This is a genomic window from Bacillus sp. JJ1566, assembly GCF_036962685.1.
In the GTDB taxonomy this organism is placed as follows: Bacteria; Bacillota; Bacilli; order Bacillales; family Bacillaceae_L; genus Ferdinandcohnia.
This window is the reverse complement of the sequence record NZ_JBALOP010000047.1, coordinates 38478-58888: the sequence shown is the minus strand read 5'-3', so window position 1 is coordinate 58888 and position 20411 is coordinate 38478. Positions and strand designations below refer to the sequence as shown.

Below are 20411 nucleotides of genomic sequence, written 5' to 3'. Positions count from 1 at the left end.
AAGTTAAGAACACGCATCATAGCTATGAAAAATAGATCTCGCTATGGCATGTTTGTCATGGTTTTTTTGTGTTTAAAAACCAGTAAAACAAATTCATGCCCTAGGTCTATCTTCTGCCGTCATGAGCGCTTTGTTCATGGCGGCTTTTTTTGAATATTGCCGGTTGAACAAGTCCTCATGAAATATCTTTACACGAAAAAAGGAGGATTACCATTGAACACTCAAACAATGGAAGCATTAGGTTATTATCAAATTTTGAATGATATCTCACAATTCGCAAGAACAAACAGAGGAAAAGAAACACTTCTTTCGTTAAGACCTACACAAAATAAAAAGAAAATCGAGCATTCTTTACATGAAATTTCAGAAGCGATGAATATTCTTGCAATCAGTGGCAGTATACCGATTCACTCTTTGGATAAAGTCGGTCATTACATCGAGCAAGCCAAAAAAGGAATGGCTCTAAAAGTGGACCAATTGACGCAGATTGTCTCATTCCTAGACCACTGCCAAAAGCTAAAGCAATTTATGAAAGATAAAGTATATGCTGGTCCGATGGTCAGTATGTATGCTGAATCAATTGGTGATGTATCAGAGCTAGAAGCAGAAATTAGCCGTTGTTTACGGAATGGCCAAGTGGATGATTATGCATCGAGTGACCTTAACTATTTGCGTCGACAACTTGCTACCGCGCAGGAAAAATTAAAAGAGAAAGCACAGTCATTAGTGAAAAGTGGAAGAATTTCTCCTTACTTGCAAGAAACGAATGTCTCTGAACGGTCTGGCCGTTATGTACTTGCTGTGAAAAAAGAATATCGGAAGAAAATTCAAGGATCAGTATTAGATACCTCAGCTTCTGGCTCCACCTTCTTTATCGAGCCAGTTGAATTAAGCGCACTTCAGGAAGATATTGAGCTTATTAAAATAGCTGAAGAAACAGAGGTAGAGCGGATTTTATATGAACTAACTCAATTGTTTCTTTCACATGAACAAGTAATCCAAATTGCGATTGAGACCATGCATCATTACGATGTTCTCTTTGCCAAAGCTAAGTATAGTCGAATGATTCAAGCAGAAATACCAACAATTAATGAAGAGTTCCGGATTGATTTAAAAGAAGCACGACATCCGATGCTTGGAAACAATGTGATTCCACTTACCATTCCGATTGGAGAAAAGGAGCGAGCTCTCGTCATTACTGGCCCGAACACTGGCGGAAAAACAGTTACATTAAAAACGGTAGGTCTCCTAACATTAATGGCGCAATCCGGACTCCCTATCCCGGTCAAAAAAGGAAGTGAAATTGCAATCTTCCAACATATCTTTGTCGATATTGGAGATGGCCAAAGCATTGAGCAAAACTTAAGTACGTTTAGCTCCCGCATGGTCAATATTATTGAGATTTTACAAGCGACAAACGATGCATCACTCGTTTTAATTGATGAACTTGGTTCTGGGACTGACCCAAGGGAAGGAATGGCCCTCGCCATCGTCCTATTAGAGCAGCTATATGAGAAAGGCGCTACATTATTTGCGACTACCCATTATAGTGAAATGAAGAAATTTGCGGATGAAACGGAAGGTTTTTTAAATGGTTCGATGGAATTTGACATCGACACCTTACAACCGACGTATCGACTATTACTCGGAAAGAGCGGACAAAGCCAAGCATTTGATATTGCAGCAAAACTAGGGATGCATCCAACACTTATCGAACGTGCACATAAAAAGGCGTACCAAGAGGAAAAGGATTTTCATCACAACATTACACAAGAATCATTACAGTCTCCATCTTATCAAAAGCAGGTCATAGTAAATAAATACGCACGAAGCAATATTGGAAAAAGGAAACAAGAGAAGCCTACATCTAAGGTAACCATTTACAATCAAGGAGATAATGTCCTCCTTCTTGCAACAGGCGAAACCGGAATTGTTTACAAAGGACCGAACGATAATGGAGATTATATTGTACAAATGAAAGGAGAAAAAAGAACGATAAATTATAAACGAATTGAGTTAAAAATTGCGGCTGAAGAGCTCTACCCACCCGATTACGATTTTGACATCATATTCAAAAGCAAAGAATACCGTAAAATAAAAAAAGACATGAACCGTAAATATGTAGAAGGTCAATGGTTGGAAGAATAGGGTCACTGGGACAGGTACGCTGTCCCACCTTTTTTTACAAAAGAATATAAAAAAGATGTTCAAGAAGGAAATCCCTCTACTTGAACATCTTTTGTATAGATCAAATTCTAAATTCCATCTCTTCATCCGCAATAAAAAAGCCTTTTGCCTCGATTTCTTTTCTTAATGCTCCATCTTTTTGCAATACCGGGTTTGAATGATTAAGATGTGTAAAATAAATCTTCGTCTCCCCTACTACATCTTGAAGCAGTTCCATCGTTTCTGTCATTAGCGGATGGGGAACTTGCCGATAATCGCGCCCAATCTTTTCAAGATCCTGTGGGGAATGAAAAGTGCCATCAAGAAAACAAATGTCAGCTTCCTTTGCAGCTTCACGAATATCAACCTCCCATTCACCCCAACGATCGATATCTGGAATAAATAGAACCTTTTTATTCGGACCCTTGATCCAAAAAGCAAAAGTCTCCGAAAACTCATTTCGATGCGGAACGAGAACCGGTGTAACTGATACTTCTGACGAAACGCTCACAGGTTGTTGATCAATGATTTCTTGGACAACGATGTTTTCAAGTGCCGTTAACTGACTCCATGGGGCATCATTTTCCAATACCTTTTTCATCTTTGTCCCTGCCATCACGGGTAATTGACGGGAATTAATCGATTCTTTTCCTAAAAACATCAAACCAGGATAATGACCGATATGAGCATGTGTTAAAAAAATACTACTCATTAGCTTTGATTCCATGCCATACTTCATTTGCAATCGTGCCATTTGTTCCCGCAAATCAGGAGTGGCCTCAATTAAATGCCATTTGTTCTCTTCCGGTAAAATAATCGCCAATGAGGCCGCAGTCCTTTTAAACCTCGAATCTTTCATTGCCCTTTTGCAATTTTCACAGAAACAATTCGCTTGTGGCAAACCCCCATCTTGTGCGGTACCTACCACACTTAAAATAACTTCGCCCACTATACAACTTCCCTTTCTACAAGTGCCGATTCTTTTTCTTTGCTGTAATCCTTCCTAGCAATTGTCCACCCTGTAAAACCAAATAGCAGATTTACTAATGGAACAAGATAAATAAAGAATGCAAATGGGATAAACTCCCATGCACTAACTCCTAAAACGCTCGTTGCAAACACGGCAGGAACACTCCACGGTACAAGGTTAATTCCGACAGTCCCCATCGACTCAACTGTTCTTGAAAGGTTTTTCGTATCAATGTTCATATCTTTATACTTTTGAACGAAAGTTCTTGCAGGTAGAATGATGGCTAAAAATTGAGCACCACTTGCTAATGCAACAACAAATGTGGATAAAAGAGTAGAACCGATAAGCGCTCCAGTCGTTTTTACTTTCTTCATCATTTTCCCCGTTAATACTTCAAATGTACCCGTTTCTTCTAAAATACCACCTAGGGCAGTAGCAATCATAAGCATTCCAACAGTTCCTAGCATCGAAACAAGTCCGCCGCGATTTAATAATGAATCAATTTCGCCTACCCCAGTTTCTATCATAAATCCATTTGTCATAAATTGAACAACTGAACTGACCGAGATTCCTTGAACCACAACAGCGAGAACTGCACCTACCAATCCAACACCCATTAATGCAGGCAACGCAGGAGCACGCTTTAGCATTAAAAAGATGGTGAAAACCGGTAGCAGTAATAATAAAGGATGAATGACAAAAGCATCATCTAACCCTGACAAAATGGTTTCAATGGTTCCAGAACGAATAGTGGTGCTGGTTACCTCAAAGCTACCAAACACCCAAAATAATAGAAGAGATAACAAAAATGCAGGAATTGTATCCCAAAGCATGTGCTTAATATGACTAAATAAGTCCGTATCTACCAGTGCAGCAGCGATATTGGTAGTATCTGATAAGGGGGAGAGCTTATCCCCTAAATATGCACCAGATATGACCGCCCCTGCAACTAAAGCTGGCGAAAACCCTAAACCTTCACCAATTACCATGAATGCGAGGCCAACAGTTGCAATAGATGTAAAGGATGTTCCTAAAGTAATTGAAACAATTCCCGTTATGAGTGCGACGATTGGGACAAACCAGGAAGGGTTTATAATCGAAATACCATAATAAATCATGGTTGGAATCACACCGCTCGCAATCCATGACCCAATTATTATCCCAATTACCAATAAAATAAACACAGCCGGCAAAGCCCTTGTTACTCCATTTACCATCATTTGTTGAACATTATTCCAGCTCCATCCGCAGCTAATAGCAACGATGGAAGCTAAAATTACCCCAATCAATAACGGAAAGTTCATTCCTGCTTTCCAAATAAATATCGAACACGCTGCTCCAATAATTAAACCTAATAATGGAATCATTGCTTTCCAAATTGTAAGATTTGTCTTCACCTTATTCCCCACCATCTATTAGTCTATTAAAACGAATTTAAATTTATTTTAGAGATTTCTAGAATTATACTTTACCACTTTAAAGCTTTTATGCTTTTAAGTATTATTTAGCAATAATAGTTTATTTTCTCTTATTAGTCAATTACCAAAAGGGGATATGACATAAAAAAACGAATTCCTGGTGGAGGAATTCGTTTTTTTATACTATACTGTTCGGCACCTGCCCTAAAGCGCCCCTAAAATATCGTTTGAACCAAAAACATATATACAATCGTTCCTCCTGCAATGGAGAGGAGCATGTTTCTTTTCCAAAAGTGAAGCACGGCAACTACTGCTACTGAAATGAATTCAGGAATACCATGACTTCCTTCTAATAGATTAATATCTTTGAAGCAATAAATGACCAAAAGCCCGATGACCGCTGATGGCAGGACTTTCCCTAGATATTGTACATACACGGGGGTAGGTTTGCCTGATGGAAAAATAATGAACGGCAGAAACCTTGTTACCATCGTCCCAAAAACAACCATCGCTATGATGATAATCTGTTGTGTTACACTCATTGTCATACCACTTTAGCCTCCACTTCGTCCAATGACTTTCTTGTAAGGGTTAGCAGTCCTAAAATAGCGATCATAGCAGGTATAATAAAATTGCTTCCCCCAAAAATAAGGAGACAAGCAATCGAAGCCCCAAGCCCTATTAGTGAACTAAGATGTTTTTCTTCATTCATCCATTTCTCTATAAAGATAACAACGAAAAGGGCCGTCATCACAAACTCAAGACCTTCTGTATTGAAGGTAACGAATGAGCCGAAAACACCGCCAATCGTCGCTCCCATTACCCAATAAATCTGATTGAGGAGCGTAACAAAAAACATCACCCAGCCCTTGTCGACATTCTCCGGCACTTTTACGGAACTGTTAATTGCAAAAGATTCATCACACATCCCAAAAATCAGATAATTACTTTTCTTACCTTTTCCCCTATATTTATCAAGCATTGAAATGCCGTAAAACAAATGTCTGGCATTTACCATTAAAGTTAGAAAAAGAGCATTAATCGGATTAAAGGCTCCAATCAGTAGGCTTGCTGCGACAAACTCCATTGATCCTGCAAATATAAGGAGACTCATTAATATCGGGTATATAGGACTAAAACCTAATGAATTCATAAAAATTCCATACGCAATTCCCAAAAAAGTAAACCCCGCAAAAATGGGGACGGTATATGGGAATGCCGTACGAAATGCAAGTACTAATTGATTTCTTTTTTCCAAAACATTCACTTCCTGAATTATATTCTTTGTATTATTTTATATCAGATAATCCACATAATAAAAAGAGAATTGTTTTGGAGTACAATTCTCTTGTGCAGCAAATCTCTAATATTTGTTAAAATACTAATAATCCCACTTATTGAAGAAGGAGATTTATATGAGAAATCCCCTGAAAGGTCACCTTTTTTATTTTCTTTCGATACTCTTATGTGTATTTGTGTTGTTTACCATTCAGCAAAAAAGTAAAGCAGCGAAACCAGTATCACTATTAGCACACGAGCCTGCAGTCATTCAAAAGCTAAAAAGCAGCCAGCCTGTAACCATCGTGGCCTACGGGGACTCCATTACATGGGGATATGATCGAGATGCTAGAAGTGGAAAAGTAAAACAGGTTAAAAATCCCTATCCAAAAGTCTTGGAAAAAGAGCTAAGAAAAAAGTACGGCTATCATCATATAAAAGTTATTAATCAAGGTCATCCTGGCTGGACCTCTATTCAGGCATTAGAAAATATTGAAGAGGAAGTTCTTAGCTATCAACCGGACTTCGTCATTTTTATGTTTGGCATAAATGATGCTAGAGGTCATAAGAAATATAGCCCAAATGCGCTCCCAGTACCTGTTGATCAATATCAAGAAAACAATCGACAAATACTACAACAGCTAAAAGAAAATGGAATAGAGGTTGTCATTATCTCAGCAACCACCATTACAAGCAACAAAAATAACGGAAATAAAAATCAACCACATTATACATATGCAATTAAATCCTTAGCAAATGAAGAATCGGTCCTGTATATAAACGGTGGCGAAATACCCATTAAAGAGAATCTAAGTGACGGCATCCATTTTAAAGCAGAACAATATCGATTAATTGCAGAAAAACTAATGCTTGATATTTTTTAGAGACTAAAGGGACAGGTTACTTTCCCATCTTCCTATATTGGTGGGACGCGGGACCTGTCCCTGTGTCCCTCGATCTGGTTTAACATGTATTCCGTTTTTTCTTTTTCGAATTTGAGTAATGATTTAATTTGTTGTGGGGTTTTAGCTTTAGTAAACACTTTTATAAATAGATTTAAGGCGTTATGCGGAAATGCAAGATACAAGTAAATAAGTGATAACAATTGATCTGATATTGGATTTTCCTTGGTATATGCTTCGAGCATGGATTCAAACACAGTTTTGTCCCACTTCCCTTCTACCTCCCCCATTATTTTTACTAATCCATTCATGTCCTTAGCAGGTATATCATATTTTGCGAAATCCCAATCGATGATAAAAAGCCCTGAATCATTTTTTAATAGATTACCAAGGTGGATGTCATTGTGGCACAAAAATTGTTCTTCAAATGGAAGATTTTTCAAAAACGGAAAGGATAATGATTTTTCCAATTCATGCATAACCAATTCCCCAGCATGTAAAAAGAAATCAATATCCCCCATTTCATTTTTTACCAAACGCATGCCATCCAGCAGGAATAAGGCTCGTTTCATATTATATTCCCAGCTAATTCCTTTAAAGAAAAGGTGAGCTTTAGGAGATTGATAGTCTTTCGATATCTTGTGAACCGTTCCAATTTGCTTTGATAGCTCTATCAAGTCTTCTACTGAAGTTACTGGTGGATTGATGGACGGTACCCACTCTTGAAGATAATAGAAGTTTCCATCTAGACTAACATAATCGTTTTGATGTATCGTTTTTAATATTTTGGGAATATGGATACCCCCTTCCCTTAAATACTCCATTGCTTGTAAAAGAAATTCTAGCCTCTCCGAACTTGTAAAGGCTCTCTTCAAAATGAAAATACCTTGGTTTGTCTTGCACTTTATTAGTAATGAGCGATTTGTTTTTCGTATAATTTCGTAGCTCCCCAAAGATAACTGATAATGTTCCATCAGCAGCTTGAAAAGATCAATGTTCATGACTTTCGCCACCACTAGATGACCCTTTCGATATATACGGTATCGACAAAATATCTCTTAATGCGAAATCCCCAATGCTTGAACAATTTCAGCACACGCTCATTCTTTTTATAAACAATACCTCCAATAGATAAAGCCCCTTTATCTTTCGCATAATCAAGTAAGGTTGGTAAAAATGACAGCGCGATCCCCCTGCCTTGATAGTACGGGTCAAAGGCCACCATATCTATGAAAAACTCCGTTTTCTCTTTTAGTCGATAGCTTAAGAAGCCTACTATCTTATCCTGATCATCACAAACAAGTAATACGTCCTCAGCAAGCTTCAACCTGTTTTCGATCAATCCCGCATCAATCCCGAAGATGACGGATCCCATCGCAATGATATGTGCATCGTCCTGTTCCGGTATACGAGTACGAACATTCACTCTTTCCCTCTCCTATTCCATTTTTATTTTCACTATATGAAAGGAAAAGCTTATTGTTAAAAAAATGTGCTTTTGCAGTATGGTATATGGCGTGTACAGTCGTTAATCGGATACGTAAGATAGAGTAAACCATTTGAAGGGAGGGGTAATTGATGGAAAATAAAAAATTCAATAGAGAACAGGTAAAAAACTTGGTCGAAGCTTCCGTTTCTTCCTTTGCAGCAGCGTTTGCCGAAGCTTTTTCTAATGCTTTTGCTGAAGGGATTAAAAAGGCATCAGCAGCTGAAAAAGATAATGCAGCTTTGGCTCAAATGAATGTGCTTGCGCCAGTAATTGCTGAATCCTTTGCACAAGCTTTTTCAACTGGATTTTCAGAAAGCCTGACTACACTTTCACAACAATCAGGTTCTGACAAATTCTCTGATAAATTCTCAGACAAGTTCTCTGACAAATTTTCAGACGATGCAGCAAATGGATTAGCAGATGACGCTGAGGATTCCTCTAAATAATGAGGTAGCCTCGTTTTTCATAGAAGCAATAGTTTGCATGATGCAGATTATTGCTTCTTTCTTTGGGACAGGGGGACAGGTTCACTGTCCCAGTTTCCTACTTTATGGGACGCGGGACCTGTCCCCCTGTCCCGCAACATTCGTCATTTAATAGTAAAAAACGTCATAAAACTTCCCTTGCCTTAGACATGTCAATAGGCATATCCAGGTATTTTTTTCCCATACTTACAAAAAGGAACAGCATATTCATTAGGTCAAATCTATTCATTTTCAGCTATCGTTAAAGTTAAAATAGTAGGATAGTAGCAGAAGGAAAAGTCTTCCTCCTTTATTACAAAATTCGCATGCTATGATGGGATTGTATCTTTCGTCATACAACAAGGAGGACTGAAAATGAAGAAAACCGTATTATCTTTAGTAGTTGCAGGTGCACTATTAGTTACTGGACCATTTGCTAGTTCTGCAGAGCAATTAAGTGGCTCTAATCATGGATATGAAGGCCGTTACGTTGTATCTGTTAATAACAATACAAATTGGAATAACCTCATTCAAGACTTACTTAAAAAATACTATACGGGGTACTATCAAACTCAGCCAAAAGAAGAGGTACCTACTCAAGTTGAGGTGCCAAAAGCACCAAAGGCCGAAGTACCTGTTCAAGAAAAACCTGTTGTTCAGCAGCCTGCACAACCAACAACTGAAACTACGAAACCAGCAACCTATTCATTAAGTCAGTTTGAGCAAGAAGTTGTGACATTAACGAATAATGAACGTGCAAAATACGGCTTACAGCCTCTAAAAATTGATTTAAAATTAAGCGAGGTAGCGAGAACAAAATCTTCTGATATGAAGAAGAATGGATATTTCTCACATACAAGCCCAACCTACGGATCACCATTTGATATGATGAAGAAATTTGGAATTCAATATCGTGCAGCAGGTGAAAATATTGCGATGGGTCAACGGTCTCCTCAAGATGTTGTAAATGCTTGGATGAATAGTGAAGGTCACCGTAAGAATATTTTAAGCTCAAACTTTACACATATTGGTGTAGGTCATGTAGAAGGTAATTATTGGACACAGATGTTTATTGGGAAATAAGGTCGTTTTAAGATTTCCTACTTAAATTAGTATGGCACTCAGCGAAATATCGTTGAGTGCCATTTTTGATTTTACGGTGCGCTTCATTATTTCCTTTTGAAAATAAAAGACATATGGTAGTATTTATTAAAATACAACCATTAACTATATGAGACTAATAATAGGAAGTGCCGTAAATGATAAGTAATTCATTAAGGGAAAAAAGTATTGTTTTTATCGGCTTTATGGGTGTTGGAAAAACAACGATTGGTCAACTTGTAGCCAAAAAATTATTTAGAAGTTTTGTAGATATCGATCAAGAGATTGAAAAAGAATACAATATGCCCACATCAGAAATTTTCAATTCAATCGGAGAAAAGGCTTTTCGAGAAAAAGAAAAGGAAATCATTTCAAAGTATTGTACGCAAAAATTGAAAATTATCTCACTTGGTGGAGGCGCCTTTTTACAAAAGGAGACGAGAGACATTTGTTTAAAAAACTGCATTGTTTTTTACTTAGATGTTTCCTGGGAATCTTGGAAGGAAAGAATAAGCATTCTGATTGATAGCCGTCCAGTTCTACAAGGGCGTTCATTACAAGAAATTGAAGAACTATTTATGGAAAGAAAAGATATCTATTCTTTACACCATTCCAAATTAAATACTGACGACTCGAACGTTGAGGAGATAGCGGATTATATTATCGAATCACTGAAGTTAGCATGGGAGCTATATGATTAACATGTATAGAAGGGTAGACTATCGGTCCACCCTTTTTCTTATTTCTGCTCCTCTGTTACTGCAATTTCCCTCTACATAGGATTGGAACCTCTTCCACAACTTCATCCCCGGAAACAAGGTAGGCGTGATCATACAGGTTGCAGACTGGGCATATATGATTTGGGATAATTTCTACCTTTTCACCGATTGAAACTTGATTTCTAAATTCTTCGTTATAAATAATGGCATGTTCATCATACACTTGGTCAATATGAACACCATAGTTTTTAATATAACCTAAACCAGTAGTAGCACAAATCCCTTGGCTGCGCGACTGCATCGTGATTCCTTTTGCCCCGACATCGGTAATAACTCTTTCGTGAGTTGGTTTACTAATAACGGTTGTTAGGACACTCGCTGCACATCTATCATATGTACCAATTGCATTTCCTTGCGAAACATCCATGAGGATATACGTTCCGATGCGAAGCTCCGTAATTCCCTCCATAACGCCAAAATCATGCATGAGCGGTGGAGTAGAACCAATGCTTACCGTTTCAAGGTTGCAGCCTAATTCTTGGGCTAGATGAGCAAAATGAAGGGTACGTTTTTGCGCCGCGTTGTAGAGGTCGCGGCATTCCTCAAGGTCTTTCGCTTTGTACGTATGACCATCATGCGAAAAAATTCCTTTTAAATTCACATGAGAACATTTTTTTATATACTCTACTAAACTTATATAATCACTTTCTTCAATCACACCAGAGCGGTTTTCCCCCACCTCGATTTCGATCAGAACTTGGGCTGGTTTTTGACTATCACTGAACACTTTTTCTATCATTTCACATTGTTCAATACTATCCACTCCAAAGGAAATATCAATGGTTTTGGCAAGCTTCTTGATGCGATCAAGCTTGACTTCCCCGACTATTTCGTTTGCAATAAAAATATCGTTTAATCCGTTTTCGGCCATTACTTCTGCTTCGCCAACCTTAGCTACTGTAATTCCTTGTGCGCCTGCATCTATCTGTAATTTGGCTAGAGCTGGCATTTTATGCGTTTTTGTATGTGGGCGAAGGGAAACACCATATTTGTTTGCATAGGATTGCATTCTCTCAATGTTATCCATCATAATTTCTCGTTCAATGATTAAGGATGGCGTATCTAATTCATGCTTTTTCATCGTTATCTCTCCTCAAAAATGAAATAAGTTAATGATTTGAAGCCAAAACAAAATCTCTACATTTGCTAGTTCTAGTTACTCTTAATACCTGCCCCACATAAAGGAAAGACTAGTTGCTGATCTTTTAATTCAGGGTATTTCTCTACATATTGTAAGTATCCGGCATAATTGGCTGCAGAAGTGATTTCAACATAAATCCCTTTTAATGCGAGCTGCTTTCTTGCCTCTAAAATACTTTCTTCGGACACACCGATAATATCTCCACCTGTTACCCGTATGGCATGTAAGAGTTCTGTTCCTCTCGCAGGTGCAGCAATGGCGATGCCCTCAGCCAAAGTACCAGAATGTTCAACCGGCTCAACCGTATCCCTACCTTCCGCAAAGGCTTGCATAATTGGAGCACAGTTATCCGCCTGTACAGCTAGGATTTTAGGCATTTTCTCAATTTGTCCATTTGCCAATAACTCTTGAAAGGCAATGTAAGCTCCCATTAACAAAGTTCCATTCCCTACTGGAATAATAAATGCATCTGGTATCTTGTTATTCATTTGCTCAAATATTTCATACACATACGTTTTCGTACCTTCCCAAAAGATTGGGTTATAAATATGGCTTGCATAAAATGAATGTGTGTTTTCAACCATAGCAATCGCCGCATTTGCAGTATCTTCTCTCGTTCCAGGAACCTTATGAATGACAGCTCCGTGTGCTTCAATTTGTGCAATTTTTTTACTAGAGGTAGATTCAGGAACGAAAATGTCACATTGGATTCCCGCCCTTGCTCCATAGGCTGCGATGGCTGTTCCAGCATTTCCGCTACTATCTGCAACAACTCTTTCGATGCCTAGCTTTTTCGCCATGGCAATGAGAAGAACTGCACCGCGATCTTTGAATGATAGTGTCGGCATATAATAATCAGCCTTAGCGTAGACATGATCCGCTATTTTGAGGAGTGGGGTACCTCCTTCTCCCAGCGTAATCTCCTGCCAAACATCCTCTTCTCCAAATGGGAGAGCATCGATATATTTCCAAAGGGAATGATTTCGGGATCTAGCTGTTTCAGTAAAATCAACTGCCTTTTTATCGTATTCAAGGTTTAGAAGTCCACCACAATCACATTTCCATTTATTACTTTCCAACGGATATGTTGTATGACATTCAACACAAATATAGTTCATCATCAATCTTCCTTTTCCTTAAGTACGTGTTCAAAAAGGAGGATAAAAAGGACCACGTCGACAAGAACGCCACGTCCTGTGGCATTGTCGACACTAGCACATCCTGTGCGTCGAAAGTTCAAGGCGGCGCAGCTTTGAGTACCGGAGCGTATGCAGTTAATACGTGAGGAACGGAAAAGCAAGCCAACGCAGAAATTCGATGTGTCATTTTTACCGGACTTTTTGAACATCCTCTTTAATCAATGTATGCAACTGCCTCAAGTTCAATTGAATATCCATAATGTAATTGATTGGTCGGTACAACGGCCCTTGCTGGCTTATGATCTCCAAAATACTGTTTGTAGATTGAATTGACAGTATCCCATAATGAAATATCTGCAATATAAATGGTGACCTTCATGATGTCCTCTTTTCTCACATCTGCTGCTTCCAGTATATGGTCTAAGTTTGACAACACCTGTTTCGTTTCGGCAGTAATATCGCCACTAGTTCCTTCGCCTGTAAAGGGGTCAACCGGGAGTTGTCCTGAAATGAAGAGGAAGTTTCCTTTTTGTGTTGCAGCAGAATAATGACCAGGATTTGGTTTTGCACCTTTAATTGAAATAAATTTCATACGAATCCCTCCTTGAGCTTAGAATTTTTTATAAAAGGACAAGTTTTTTTATCCTTTGTTATTTTTTTCTTTAATTTCTTCAATGTAGCTGTACACCGTCACTTTGGAAATATTCAGCTTCTCTGCAACTCGATCGATTGTTCCACGAATTAAGAAAATCCCTTTTTGCTCCATAAATCGAACCATCTCTAACTTTTCATCCCGTCTTAGTTTTTCTACCGGTTTATTGCCGATAATTTTATCGATTAAATCATTGGCAACCTCCTGTATATGCTCTGTTTCATTCATATTTTCCTGTTGATACGCGTGTTGTGAAGGATGATCTGGATTTTGAGGAATTAAGCTATTTAACCAATTAATATTGTCTGTAATTCTAGTTGTATCAATATTAATGCAAAGTGCACCAACTACCTTTTTATCATGATTTCTAATTAACAAAGTAGATGATTTAATTAATCTACCATCATCGGTATGAAAATAATAATTTGCTGAATAATCATTCGTAAAGTTCTGAGATAGCAGCACTTCTGTAACGAGGTGATTAAAGCTTTGTCCTACTTGTCTTCCAGTTACATGATTGTTAACCGTGTACACAACGGAACTTTGAGGAACGGTTAAATCATGCAACACGACCTCACAATCGTGACCAAATGTTTTGGCAATCACTTCTGCGACAGGAATGTACTGTTCATGTATCGAGTTCATAAAAAAGTTTCCTTTCCATAAATGGATTTAATTAAAAGATATATAATATTTTATATAAAATCAATAACTATTTATATAATCAATACGCCCTTTTTCTTTTATTTTTAATTATTTCATGAGAGACTATTGACTATTTCCGTTATTTTTTATATAAAAAGATTAAGCTATATATAAAATTTTATATTTTTTCGAACATAATGTAAGCGGTACCAAATACAGAAAGGAGGAAGAACTTAAGGCAATATTTTTTTACTCACTATTTTCGGAATCTTGACAAATTTCTGCATCTCGGGACAAAGGGACAGGTTCATTGACCCATTGGGACATGGTACCTGTCCCCATATCCCACCAATCAAAGGAGGTTATTATGAAGAAAATTGGTTTGCTTTCGCAGATTTTAATTGCTTTTGTACTTGCTATTATTGTTGGTGCTATTGTTGGGCCAAGTATTGAGGTTGTTAAGCCACTTGGTGATTTATTCTTACGAATGATCAAGTTTATTATCGTACCTTTAGTTCTGGCTTCCCTTGTCGTAGGTGTTGCAGGTACTGGAGACATAAAGAAAATTGGACGTATGGGTGGAATCACATTTTTTTATTATATTTTAACCACGGCTTTAGCTGTAACCATTGGGTTAATTCTTGCAAACATCTTTTCTCCAGGTAAAGGTCTCAATATCGAAGCATCACTTGAGAAAGCAGAAGCATCTGAGGCTCCAGGGATTGTGGATACGTTATTAAATATCATCCCTACGAATCCTATTGCTTCGTTAGTAAATGGGGATATGTTGCAAATCATCTTCTTTGCCATCTTCCTCGGTCTAGCTATTACGATACTAGGAGATAAGGCAAAGACGGTCTATAACTTCTTTGATGAACTTGCTGAAATCATGTATAAAATTACTGGCATTGTGATGAAGTTGGCTCCAATCGGGGTTTTCGGTTTAATTGCGCCAACTGTTGGGCAATATGGAGTATCTGTACTTCTTCCACTAATAAAGGTAATCTTAATCGTTTATGTAGGATGTATACTACACGCTGTATTAACCTATTCTACCTCGGTTAAACTTTTTGCAAACATGAGTCCGCTTAAATTTTTCAAAGGAATTGCACCGGCTAGTATGGTGGCGTTTAGTACATCAAGTAGCTCCGGTACCTTGCCGATAACGATTAAAAACACAGAAGAGAATCTTGGTGTTTCTAGAAAAGTAAGCAGCTTCGTTCTTCCATTGGGAGCGACCATCAATATGGATGGAACCGCATTATATCAAGGTGTATGTGTTATATTCATCGCACAATTTTTCGGATACGATCTTTCTTTTGCACAACAGTTAACCATTGTATTAACTGCAACTCTTGCTTCCATCGGTACTGCAGGGGTTCCTGGAGCTGGGTTGATTATGCTTACGATGGTCGTTACCTCAGTGGGACTTCCAGTAGAAGGTATTGCTCTCATTGCCGGTATTGATAGAATCTTAGATATGGTCCGTACATCTGTAAATATCACAGGTGACGCCTCGGCAGCTGTTGTCGTAAATGCAATCGAGGAAAAACGAGAATTAAAAGTCTCGAGTGGGGTAAGTGTATAAGCCTATTCGCAAATAAAATAAAACGGTTGTTGGAGATTTGGATGAGTAATCTTCAACAACCGTTTTTATAGACGGGGGATAACATGAGAAAAACATTAGGTATTATGGGTGGAATGGGACCACTTGCTACAGTTGATTTAATGACAAAAATCATTCAACTAACACCTGCCCAAAGCGACCAAGATCACATTCATATGATTGTTGATAACTACCCACAAATACCAGACCGTACAGATGCGATATTGGGTAAGGGTTCAACCCCACTTCCTTTTATGATCGAATCAGCAAACAGATTAGAAGTAGCAGGTGCAGATATGATTGCGATCGCCTGTAATACTGCTCATTATTATTTAAATGATATCCAAGCTAAGGTCAAGATCCCGATGTTGAATATGCCCAATGAAACTGTTAGATATATAGAAAATGCAGGCTTAAAAAAGATTGCCTTGCTAGCTACTGACGGCACACTATCAACAAATCTATACCAACAATCCCTTCGCGAACAAGGAATTGCTGTGGTGGAACCCGACAAAATGACACAAGATAGTATTATGGAAGGAATTTATGCTGTAAAAAGTGGAAATCTCAATAAAGGAAAGAAGCTTTTACTTCAAGCAACACAAACAGTAGTAGATCAAGGAGCAGAGGCCATTATTGCTGCTTGCACCGAAATCCCACTCGTTTTAAGTGAATTAGATGGGATTAGGGTGATAGATCCAACTAACATATTCGCGAAAAAGATTGTAGATATGATTTTGGAATACTAGTAAGCGTAATAAGAAAATAATTGCTTAGACCCCGGCAAAATAAACTGTTTTTTACTACGGGGTCAGTTGTTTATCTGTTTTAGAAAGCTTTTCTTCATTGGCAAAATGGTGATTGTTAGGTAGACAAACTTCAACTATGGTCCCTTTTTGTAATTTGCTCGAAATTTTCATATAGCCACCGTGAGATTCTATAATCCGATAGCAAACCATTAAACCTAACCCCGTACCATCTGCTTTTGTGGTATAAAAAGGCTCACCAAGTCTTGGAATTTGCTTCTCCGATATTCCGACTCCTTCATCTATAAACCTTATACTAATCATGTCTTTCTTTTTTCTTTTAACCTTAACGATAATTTCTCCACCATTTTGCATAGATTCCATTGCATTTTTTAGAAGATTAATAAAAACTTGCTTTAATTGATTCTGTTCACAAGATATAACTGGATTTTCTATATCATCTTCAAGTTGAATATGGATTTTGTTTAATATAGCTTGAGTTTCTAGTAATGAAACAACATCACGTAAAATCTTGCTTACATTCATACGTTCGTACTTTATCCCTTGGGGCTTTGCAAGAATCAGAAACTCACTTACAATCAAATTAATTCGTTCTAGCTCGGTTAGCATAATATCAGCATACCGATTATCAATATCCGATTTAAGAAATTGAACAAATCCCTTTAGCGTAGTTAATGGATTACGAATTTCATGGGCAACTCCTGCTGCTAATTGACCAACTACAGAGAGCTTATCAGATCTTCTTATCATTTCTTCTGCTAATTTCGAATCGGTAATATCTTTTGCGATTTGATAAATTCCAATAAATTCATTCTCATTGATTATCGGTATCATTTTTATCTCTACCATTCTTTTTCTACCATCTTTGTGAATCATAGATACATTAAATTCCTGATGCTTCCCTTCTTTGACATCATGAAAATGCTGTTGATGTCTTGTTCGGTCTTCCTGAATAACAATTGAATCCCACCCCATTTTTTGGAGTTCCTCCAGGCTATAACCGATTAATGTTTCCGACGCTGGATTCGTGTCCATCAATTCTCCTTCTAAATTAAGTGTGAAAATAGCATCGGAATTATGGACATATAAAGACTCAAAACGTTGTTCAGATTCCTCTAAACGTTTTTCTAAAAGCTTTCGATTTTGTGCTTGTGTATGCTTAAGTAACGCTTCAACTTTTTTCCGGGGATCAATGTCAATGTCAATCCCATTTATTTTTACTAACTTCCCATTAGAATCAAAAATGGGTGTAACCCTTTTTTGAATCCATTTTATCTCCCCATTTGGTAGTAAAATTCGGTATTCACTTACTACAGCTTTACCTTTTAATAAATCCTCCTCTAATTTATTCACGATATGAATATCTTCATGGAAGACGAATTCTCTCCATAAAAAATTACTATTATAAATTTGATTAGCGGAATATCCATAAAAATTATTTAATTTTGATGAAACCATTAATTTATTTGTTACTAGATCAAAAGAAAAAATAACAGCGTCAATACTGTTAAAAAGCTGGTTTAATTCCTCTTCCTTTTTCTTTAATTCTTTGGCGTAATATTTGGCTTTGTCATATTGTAACCCACACCACCAAGCAGGAAAAATAAAAACCGCGTTAATAACCCATTCTGTCAAAGGAATATGTCCTAAAGTTAAATATGCATTGATTTTAAATATGGCTCCGGAAAACAATACTAGCCCAATTAACCACAATCTTCCTGTGTACTTCACTTTCAAAGTCCCCTTAATGTATTAGCTTTCTATATACGATATTTATCTAATTTATTTGTAAATTTTACATTCTTCATTATTCGTTTTTTCCATAAATTATCCATCATAATGTTACCATATTCTTACTTAACTAGCGTAATTTTTTTACAAGACAACCTACATTTTCCCCTGCTTTCTTTCATTTTTTACCTCACATTCGCAATCACACAGAATCAATGTCATACCCATCTTAAAGTTGTATCATATGGCTTAATTATCTAAAATAGAATTATCACGTATTAACGAGGTGTATATTTGATGGAAAAATTGATGTTTATTGAAACCGGGATGGGAATTGATGTGCACGGTCAAAATATTACGAAGGCTGCTATCCGCGCGGTGAAAAATGCGATTCATTTTAATTCAATGCCAGGAATTCGATCTGTACTGCCGGGCAATAGCTTAGACAATATGGTAGTCAATGTAAAATTAGCGATTCCTTGTGATAAAGAAAAGCTAGATATCGATGCAGTTAAAGGGGCTATACCATTTGGAAAAGTCTCAGTGGAAGTGATGGACGGTGGAATGCTGACGACAAGCGGAATCGTCCTTGAGGAAAAAGGCGATCAAAACGATTTAATGTACATCGTCGTCGCATCAGTCGAGGTTGGGTATTAGGCTCTATTCCTTTTCTAATGTTAGTGCGACGCGGGACCTGTCTACGCGTCGCACTACACTTTAAAAAATCCTGCTAATTTCTGCATGAAGTCCCTTAAAATGAACAAGTGTGCGGCATCGTTATTTTTGTATGTGGCACTGTTACTTATATTTTGATCTTCAAAAAGGTAGATTTTACTTCTTTATTGTCTGGATTCTCACTCCAGTATTCCCTCACAAAGGGTGGGGATTACAATTTGCCATTGTAACAAAAAAGTGCCAGACACCCTGATGCCTAACACCTTCAATTTCTTTATATTCTGGTTTCCACACACTTTTAAAACAGCAAAATAGTCCCAGCTATAACTGGCGTGAGCACCATTGCACTCTTTAAAATGGGGAGTGGAACATAATTGGTAAATTTCGCACCAATGTATGAGCCGACCATCGTTCCCGCTAATACTTGAAGAAGTAGCAGAAAATCAAGGTACCCCTCAAAATAATAACCAACTCCACCTGCTAAGGCGATTGGCAAAATCACAAGCATTGTAGTTCCAACAGACTTTTGAACAGAGAGCCCTAATATAGTCAATAATCCAATTTGAATAAATGGAGTGGAGCCAATTCCAAAGGTCCCTGACAAAACACCACAGACGATTCCGACTATAGCAGAACGCACAAAGAGGGCTTTTCGTTTTGACAAATTATGATTTCTATCTATTTTATTGATAATAAACAAACGAACCATTAGCATAACAGCAGATAGGAACAGCATTCCAGCTGTCAACCAATGTAACAAATTAACCGGAATCCACACTGCAATCAAGGAACCCAAATAGGCAGTGACCGCACCAAATCCCCCAACGGCTAGTCCTGTTTTCAAATCGATATTGCCTTGTTGATAGTGGCTGTAAGCTCCTGATAAAGTCGTAAATACCATTGCAGCAAGCGATGTCCCAAGTGCGGTATGAATAGGCACTCCAAACACAACTGTCAATAGTGCAATAATGAAACCAGATCCCCCAGCCCCAACAAACCCTAATAACAATCCTAGTATAAGCATCGTAAGCGTGATAGCCATCTATATTTCCCCCAATAAAAGGCAACCTAATTGAAAAAACAGTTTTATTATAAAACTTTACCATTAAGCAATTGAACTTGGAACTAAAAAATGTGGGAGAGGTATGTATTCTTTTGCTGCTGGAAGTATAGCGACGTTGATTTGAACTGGACCTACTAGGATTTCTTAGTTTCATCGAGTTGAGGGTTGCCTTTCTGGGATTTGCACGGTAGGTATTCCTGGTTTTATCCAGATGGAGGCCTCTTTTGGAGCTTTGTATGTTATGCATCTCCTAGTTTTATCCAATCGGGTGCCTCTTACAGAGCTTTGCACGTTAGGTGTATCCTAGTTTTATCCAGTTGAATACCTCTTTCGAAGCTTTGCATGTCAGTCATCTCCTAGTTTTATCCAATCACGCGCCTCTTTCGAAGTTTTGCAGGTCTAACATCCCCCAATTTTATCCAAAT

At 37.7% G+C, this 20411-nt stretch carries 20 protein-coding genes; 8 read left to right on the top strand and 12 right to left on the bottom strand.

Features of this window, described 5'->3' with window-relative positions:
- The first annotated feature begins 213 nt into the window (after positions 1-213).
- On the top strand, positions 214-2148 hold the full coding sequence (locus V7112_RS17995) for an endonuclease MutS2 (RefSeq protein WP_335422373.1): 1935 nt from the start codon (positions 214-216) through the stop codon (positions 2146-2148).
- Positions 2149-2248: 100 nt separating this feature from the next.
- On the opposite strand, the gene V7112_RS17990 is transcribed toward V7112_RS17995, so the two are convergent.
- The 4 genes from V7112_RS17990 to azlC all read right to left on the bottom strand — a co-directional run bounded on the left by V7112_RS17990 (position 2249) and on the right by azlC (position 5812).
- Positions 2249-3115, bottom strand: a complete 867-nt coding sequence (locus tag V7112_RS17990) for an MBL fold metallo-hydrolase (protein WP_335422370.1) — start codon at positions 3113-3115, stop codon at positions 2249-2251.
- Entirely contained in the window at positions 3115-4533 is a 1419-nt protein-coding gene (gene nhaC / locus V7112_RS17985; protein ID WP_335422369.1) for a Na+/H+ antiporter NhaC, read from the bottom strand. The genes V7112_RS17990 and nhaC overlap by 1 nt, the downstream gene beginning before the upstream one ends.
- A gap of 236 nt (positions 4534-4769) precedes the next feature.
- The gene (locus V7112_RS17980) at positions 4770-5102 is read right to left on the bottom strand and encodes a branched-chain amino acid transporter permease (protein ID WP_335422366.1); all 333 of its coding nucleotides are present in this window, start codon (positions 5100-5102) and stop codon (positions 4770-4772) included.
- Positions 5099-5812: an azaleucine resistance protein AzlC gene (gene azlC / locus V7112_RS17975; protein ID WP_438823914.1), complete on the bottom strand. Its 714-nt coding sequence runs from the start codon at positions 5810-5812 to the stop codon at positions 5099-5101. The genes V7112_RS17980 and azlC overlap by 4 nt, the downstream gene beginning before the upstream one ends.
- A gap of 157 nt (positions 5813-5969) precedes the next feature.
- Between azlC and V7112_RS17970 the strand changes: the two genes are divergently transcribed.
- Positions 5970-6716 (top strand): SGNH/GDSL hydrolase family protein, encoded by a 747-nt coding sequence (locus tag V7112_RS17970; protein WP_335422364.1) that lies wholly within the window; start codon positions 5970-5972, stop codon positions 6714-6716.
- Between the two features lie 32 nt (positions 6717-6748).
- On the opposite strand, the gene V7112_RS17965 is transcribed toward V7112_RS17970, so the two are convergent.
- On the bottom strand, positions 6749-7735 hold the full coding sequence (locus V7112_RS17965; protein WP_335422362.1) for a phosphotransferase: 987 nt from the start codon (positions 7733-7735) through the stop codon (positions 6749-6751).
- 14 nt (positions 7736-7749) lie between these two features.
- Positions 7750-8160, bottom strand: coding sequence for a GNAT family N-acetyltransferase (locus V7112_RS17960; RefSeq protein WP_335422360.1), 411 nt, complete (start codon positions 8158-8160; stop codon positions 7750-7752).
- 152 nt (positions 8161-8312) lie between these two features.
- On the opposite strand from V7112_RS17960, the gene V7112_RS17955 reads away from it, so the two are divergent.
- The 3 genes from V7112_RS17955 to V7112_RS17945 all read left to right on the top strand — a co-directional run bounded on the left by V7112_RS17955 (position 8313) and on the right by V7112_RS17945 (position 10489).
- Positions 8313-8669 carry a hypothetical protein gene (locus V7112_RS17955; RefSeq protein WP_335422357.1) on the top strand — a complete coding sequence of 119 codons (357 nt, stop codon included), beginning with the start codon at positions 8313-8315 and terminating at the stop codon, positions 8667-8669.
- Positions 8670-9062: 393 nt separating this feature from the next.
- Positions 9063-9770: a CAP domain-containing protein gene (locus V7112_RS17950; RefSeq protein WP_335422355.1), complete on the top strand. Its 708-nt coding sequence runs from the start codon at positions 9063-9065 to the stop codon at positions 9768-9770.
- Positions 9771-9946: 176 nt separating this feature from the next.
- Positions 9947-10489, top strand: coding sequence for a shikimate kinase (locus tag V7112_RS17945; RefSeq protein ID WP_335422353.1), 543 nt, complete (start codon positions 9947-9949; stop codon positions 10487-10489).
- A gap of 55 nt (positions 10490-10544) precedes the next feature.
- Here the strand turns inward: V7112_RS17945 and V7112_RS17940 are convergent, their stop codons facing one another.
- The 4 genes from V7112_RS17940 to V7112_RS17925 form a co-directional block, all read right to left on the bottom strand.
- On the bottom strand, positions 10545-11648 hold the full coding sequence (locus V7112_RS17940) for a D-TA family PLP-dependent enzyme (RefSeq protein ID WP_335422351.1): 1104 nt from the start codon (positions 11646-11648) through the stop codon (positions 10545-10547).
- Positions 11649-11719: 71 nt separating this feature from the next.
- Positions 11720-12829, bottom strand: coding sequence for a threonine synthase (locus tag V7112_RS17935; RefSeq protein WP_438823913.1), 1110 nt, complete (start codon positions 12827-12829; stop codon positions 11720-11722).
- A gap of 232 nt (positions 12830-13061) precedes the next feature.
- A complete protein-coding gene (locus V7112_RS17930) occupies positions 13062-13439 on the bottom strand; it encodes a RidA family protein (RefSeq protein WP_335422347.1) in 378 nt (125 codons plus the stop codon).
- A gap of 48 nt (positions 13440-13487) precedes the next feature.
- Positions 13488-14144, bottom strand: a complete 657-nt coding sequence (locus tag V7112_RS17925) for a helix-turn-helix transcriptional regulator (RefSeq protein ID WP_335422345.1) — start codon at positions 14142-14144, stop codon at positions 13488-13490.
- Between the two features lie 367 nt (positions 14145-14511).
- Between V7112_RS17925 and V7112_RS17920 the strand changes: the two genes are divergently transcribed.
- Together V7112_RS17920 and V7112_RS17915 are read left to right on the top strand one after the other, a co-directional pair.
- Complete coding sequence (locus V7112_RS17920; protein WP_335422343.1) at positions 14512-15732, top strand: dicarboxylate/amino acid:cation symporter; 1221 nt, start codon at positions 14512-14514, stop codon at positions 15730-15732.
- Positions 15733-15815: 83 nt separating this feature from the next.
- Positions 15816-16499, top strand: coding sequence for an aspartate/glutamate racemase family protein (locus tag V7112_RS17915; RefSeq protein ID WP_335422341.1), 684 nt, complete (start codon positions 15816-15818; stop codon positions 16497-16499).
- 54 nt (positions 16500-16553) lie between these two features.
- Here the strand turns inward: V7112_RS17915 and V7112_RS17910 are convergent, their stop codons facing one another.
- On the bottom strand, positions 16554-18248 hold the full coding sequence (locus V7112_RS17910) for a PAS domain S-box protein (protein WP_335422339.1): 1695 nt from the start codon (positions 18246-18248) through the stop codon (positions 16554-16556).
- 297 nt (positions 18249-18545) lie between these two features.
- On the opposite strand from V7112_RS17910, the gene V7112_RS17905 reads away from it, so the two are divergent.
- Positions 18546-18905, top strand: a complete 360-nt coding sequence (locus tag V7112_RS17905) for a Lin0512 family protein (protein WP_335422336.1) — start codon at positions 18546-18548, stop codon at positions 18903-18905.
- Between the two features lie 316 nt (positions 18906-19221).
- Here the strand turns inward: V7112_RS17905 and V7112_RS17900 are convergent, their stop codons facing one another.
- Positions 19222-19965 carry a sulfite exporter TauE/SafE family protein gene (locus tag V7112_RS17900; RefSeq protein ID WP_335422334.1) on the bottom strand — a complete coding sequence of 248 codons (744 nt, stop codon included), beginning with the start codon at positions 19963-19965 and terminating at the stop codon, positions 19222-19224.
- Positions 19966-20411: the final 446 nt, after the last annotated feature.

What these genes read in the sequence shown, in the direction of transcription:
- V7112_RS17965 (WP_335422362.1), bottom strand. Translation starts at nt 7,735, where the DNA reads ATGAACATTGATCTTTTCAAGCTGCTGATGGAACATTATCAGTTATCT.
- V7112_RS17900 (WP_335422334.1), bottom strand. Translation starts at nt 19,965, where the DNA reads ATGGCTATCACGCTTACGATGCTTATACTAGGATTGTTATTAGGGTTT.
- V7112_RS17955 (WP_335422357.1), top strand. Translation starts at nt 8,313, where the DNA reads ATGGAAAATAAAAAATTCAATAGAGAACAGGTAAAAAACTTGGTCGAA.
- V7112_RS17905 (WP_335422336.1), top strand. Translation starts at nt 18,546, where the DNA reads ATGGAAAAATTGATGTTTATTGAAACCGGGATGGGAATTGATGTGCAC.
- V7112_RS17980 (WP_335422366.1), bottom strand. Translation starts at nt 5,102, where the DNA reads ATGACAATGAGTGTAACACAACAGATTATCATCATAGCGATGGTTGTT.
- V7112_RS17950 (WP_335422355.1), top strand. Translation starts at nt 9,063, where the DNA reads ATGAAGAAAACCGTATTATCTTTAGTAGTTGCAGGTGCACTATTAGTT.
- V7112_RS17940 (WP_335422351.1), bottom strand. Translation starts at nt 11,648, where the DNA reads ATGAAAAAGCATGAATTAGATACGCCATCCTTAATCATTGAACGAGAA.
- V7112_RS17920 (WP_335422343.1), top strand. Translation starts at nt 14,512, where the DNA reads ATGAAGAAAATTGGTTTGCTTTCGCAGATTTTAATTGCTTTTGTACTT.
- V7112_RS17945 (WP_335422353.1), top strand. Translation starts at nt 9,947, where the DNA reads ATGATAAGTAATTCATTAAGGGAAAAAAGTATTGTTTTTATCGGCTTT.
- V7112_RS17915 (WP_335422341.1), top strand. Translation starts at nt 15,816, where the DNA reads ATGAGAAAAACATTAGGTATTATGGGTGGAATGGGACCACTTGCTACA.
- V7112_RS17925 (WP_335422345.1), bottom strand. Translation starts at nt 14,144, where the DNA reads ATGAACTCGATACATGAACAGTACATTCCTGTCGCAGAAGTGATTGCC.
- V7112_RS17930 (WP_335422347.1), bottom strand. Translation starts at nt 13,439, where the DNA reads ATGAAATTTATTTCAATTAAAGGTGCAAAACCAAATCCTGGTCATTAT.
- V7112_RS17970 (WP_335422364.1), top strand. Translation starts at nt 5,970, where the DNA reads ATGAGAAATCCCCTGAAAGGTCACCTTTTTTATTTTCTTTCGATACTC.
- V7112_RS17935 (WP_438823913.1), bottom strand. Translation starts at nt 12,829, where the DNA reads ATGATGAACTATATTTGTGTTGAATGTCATACAACATATCCGTTGGAA.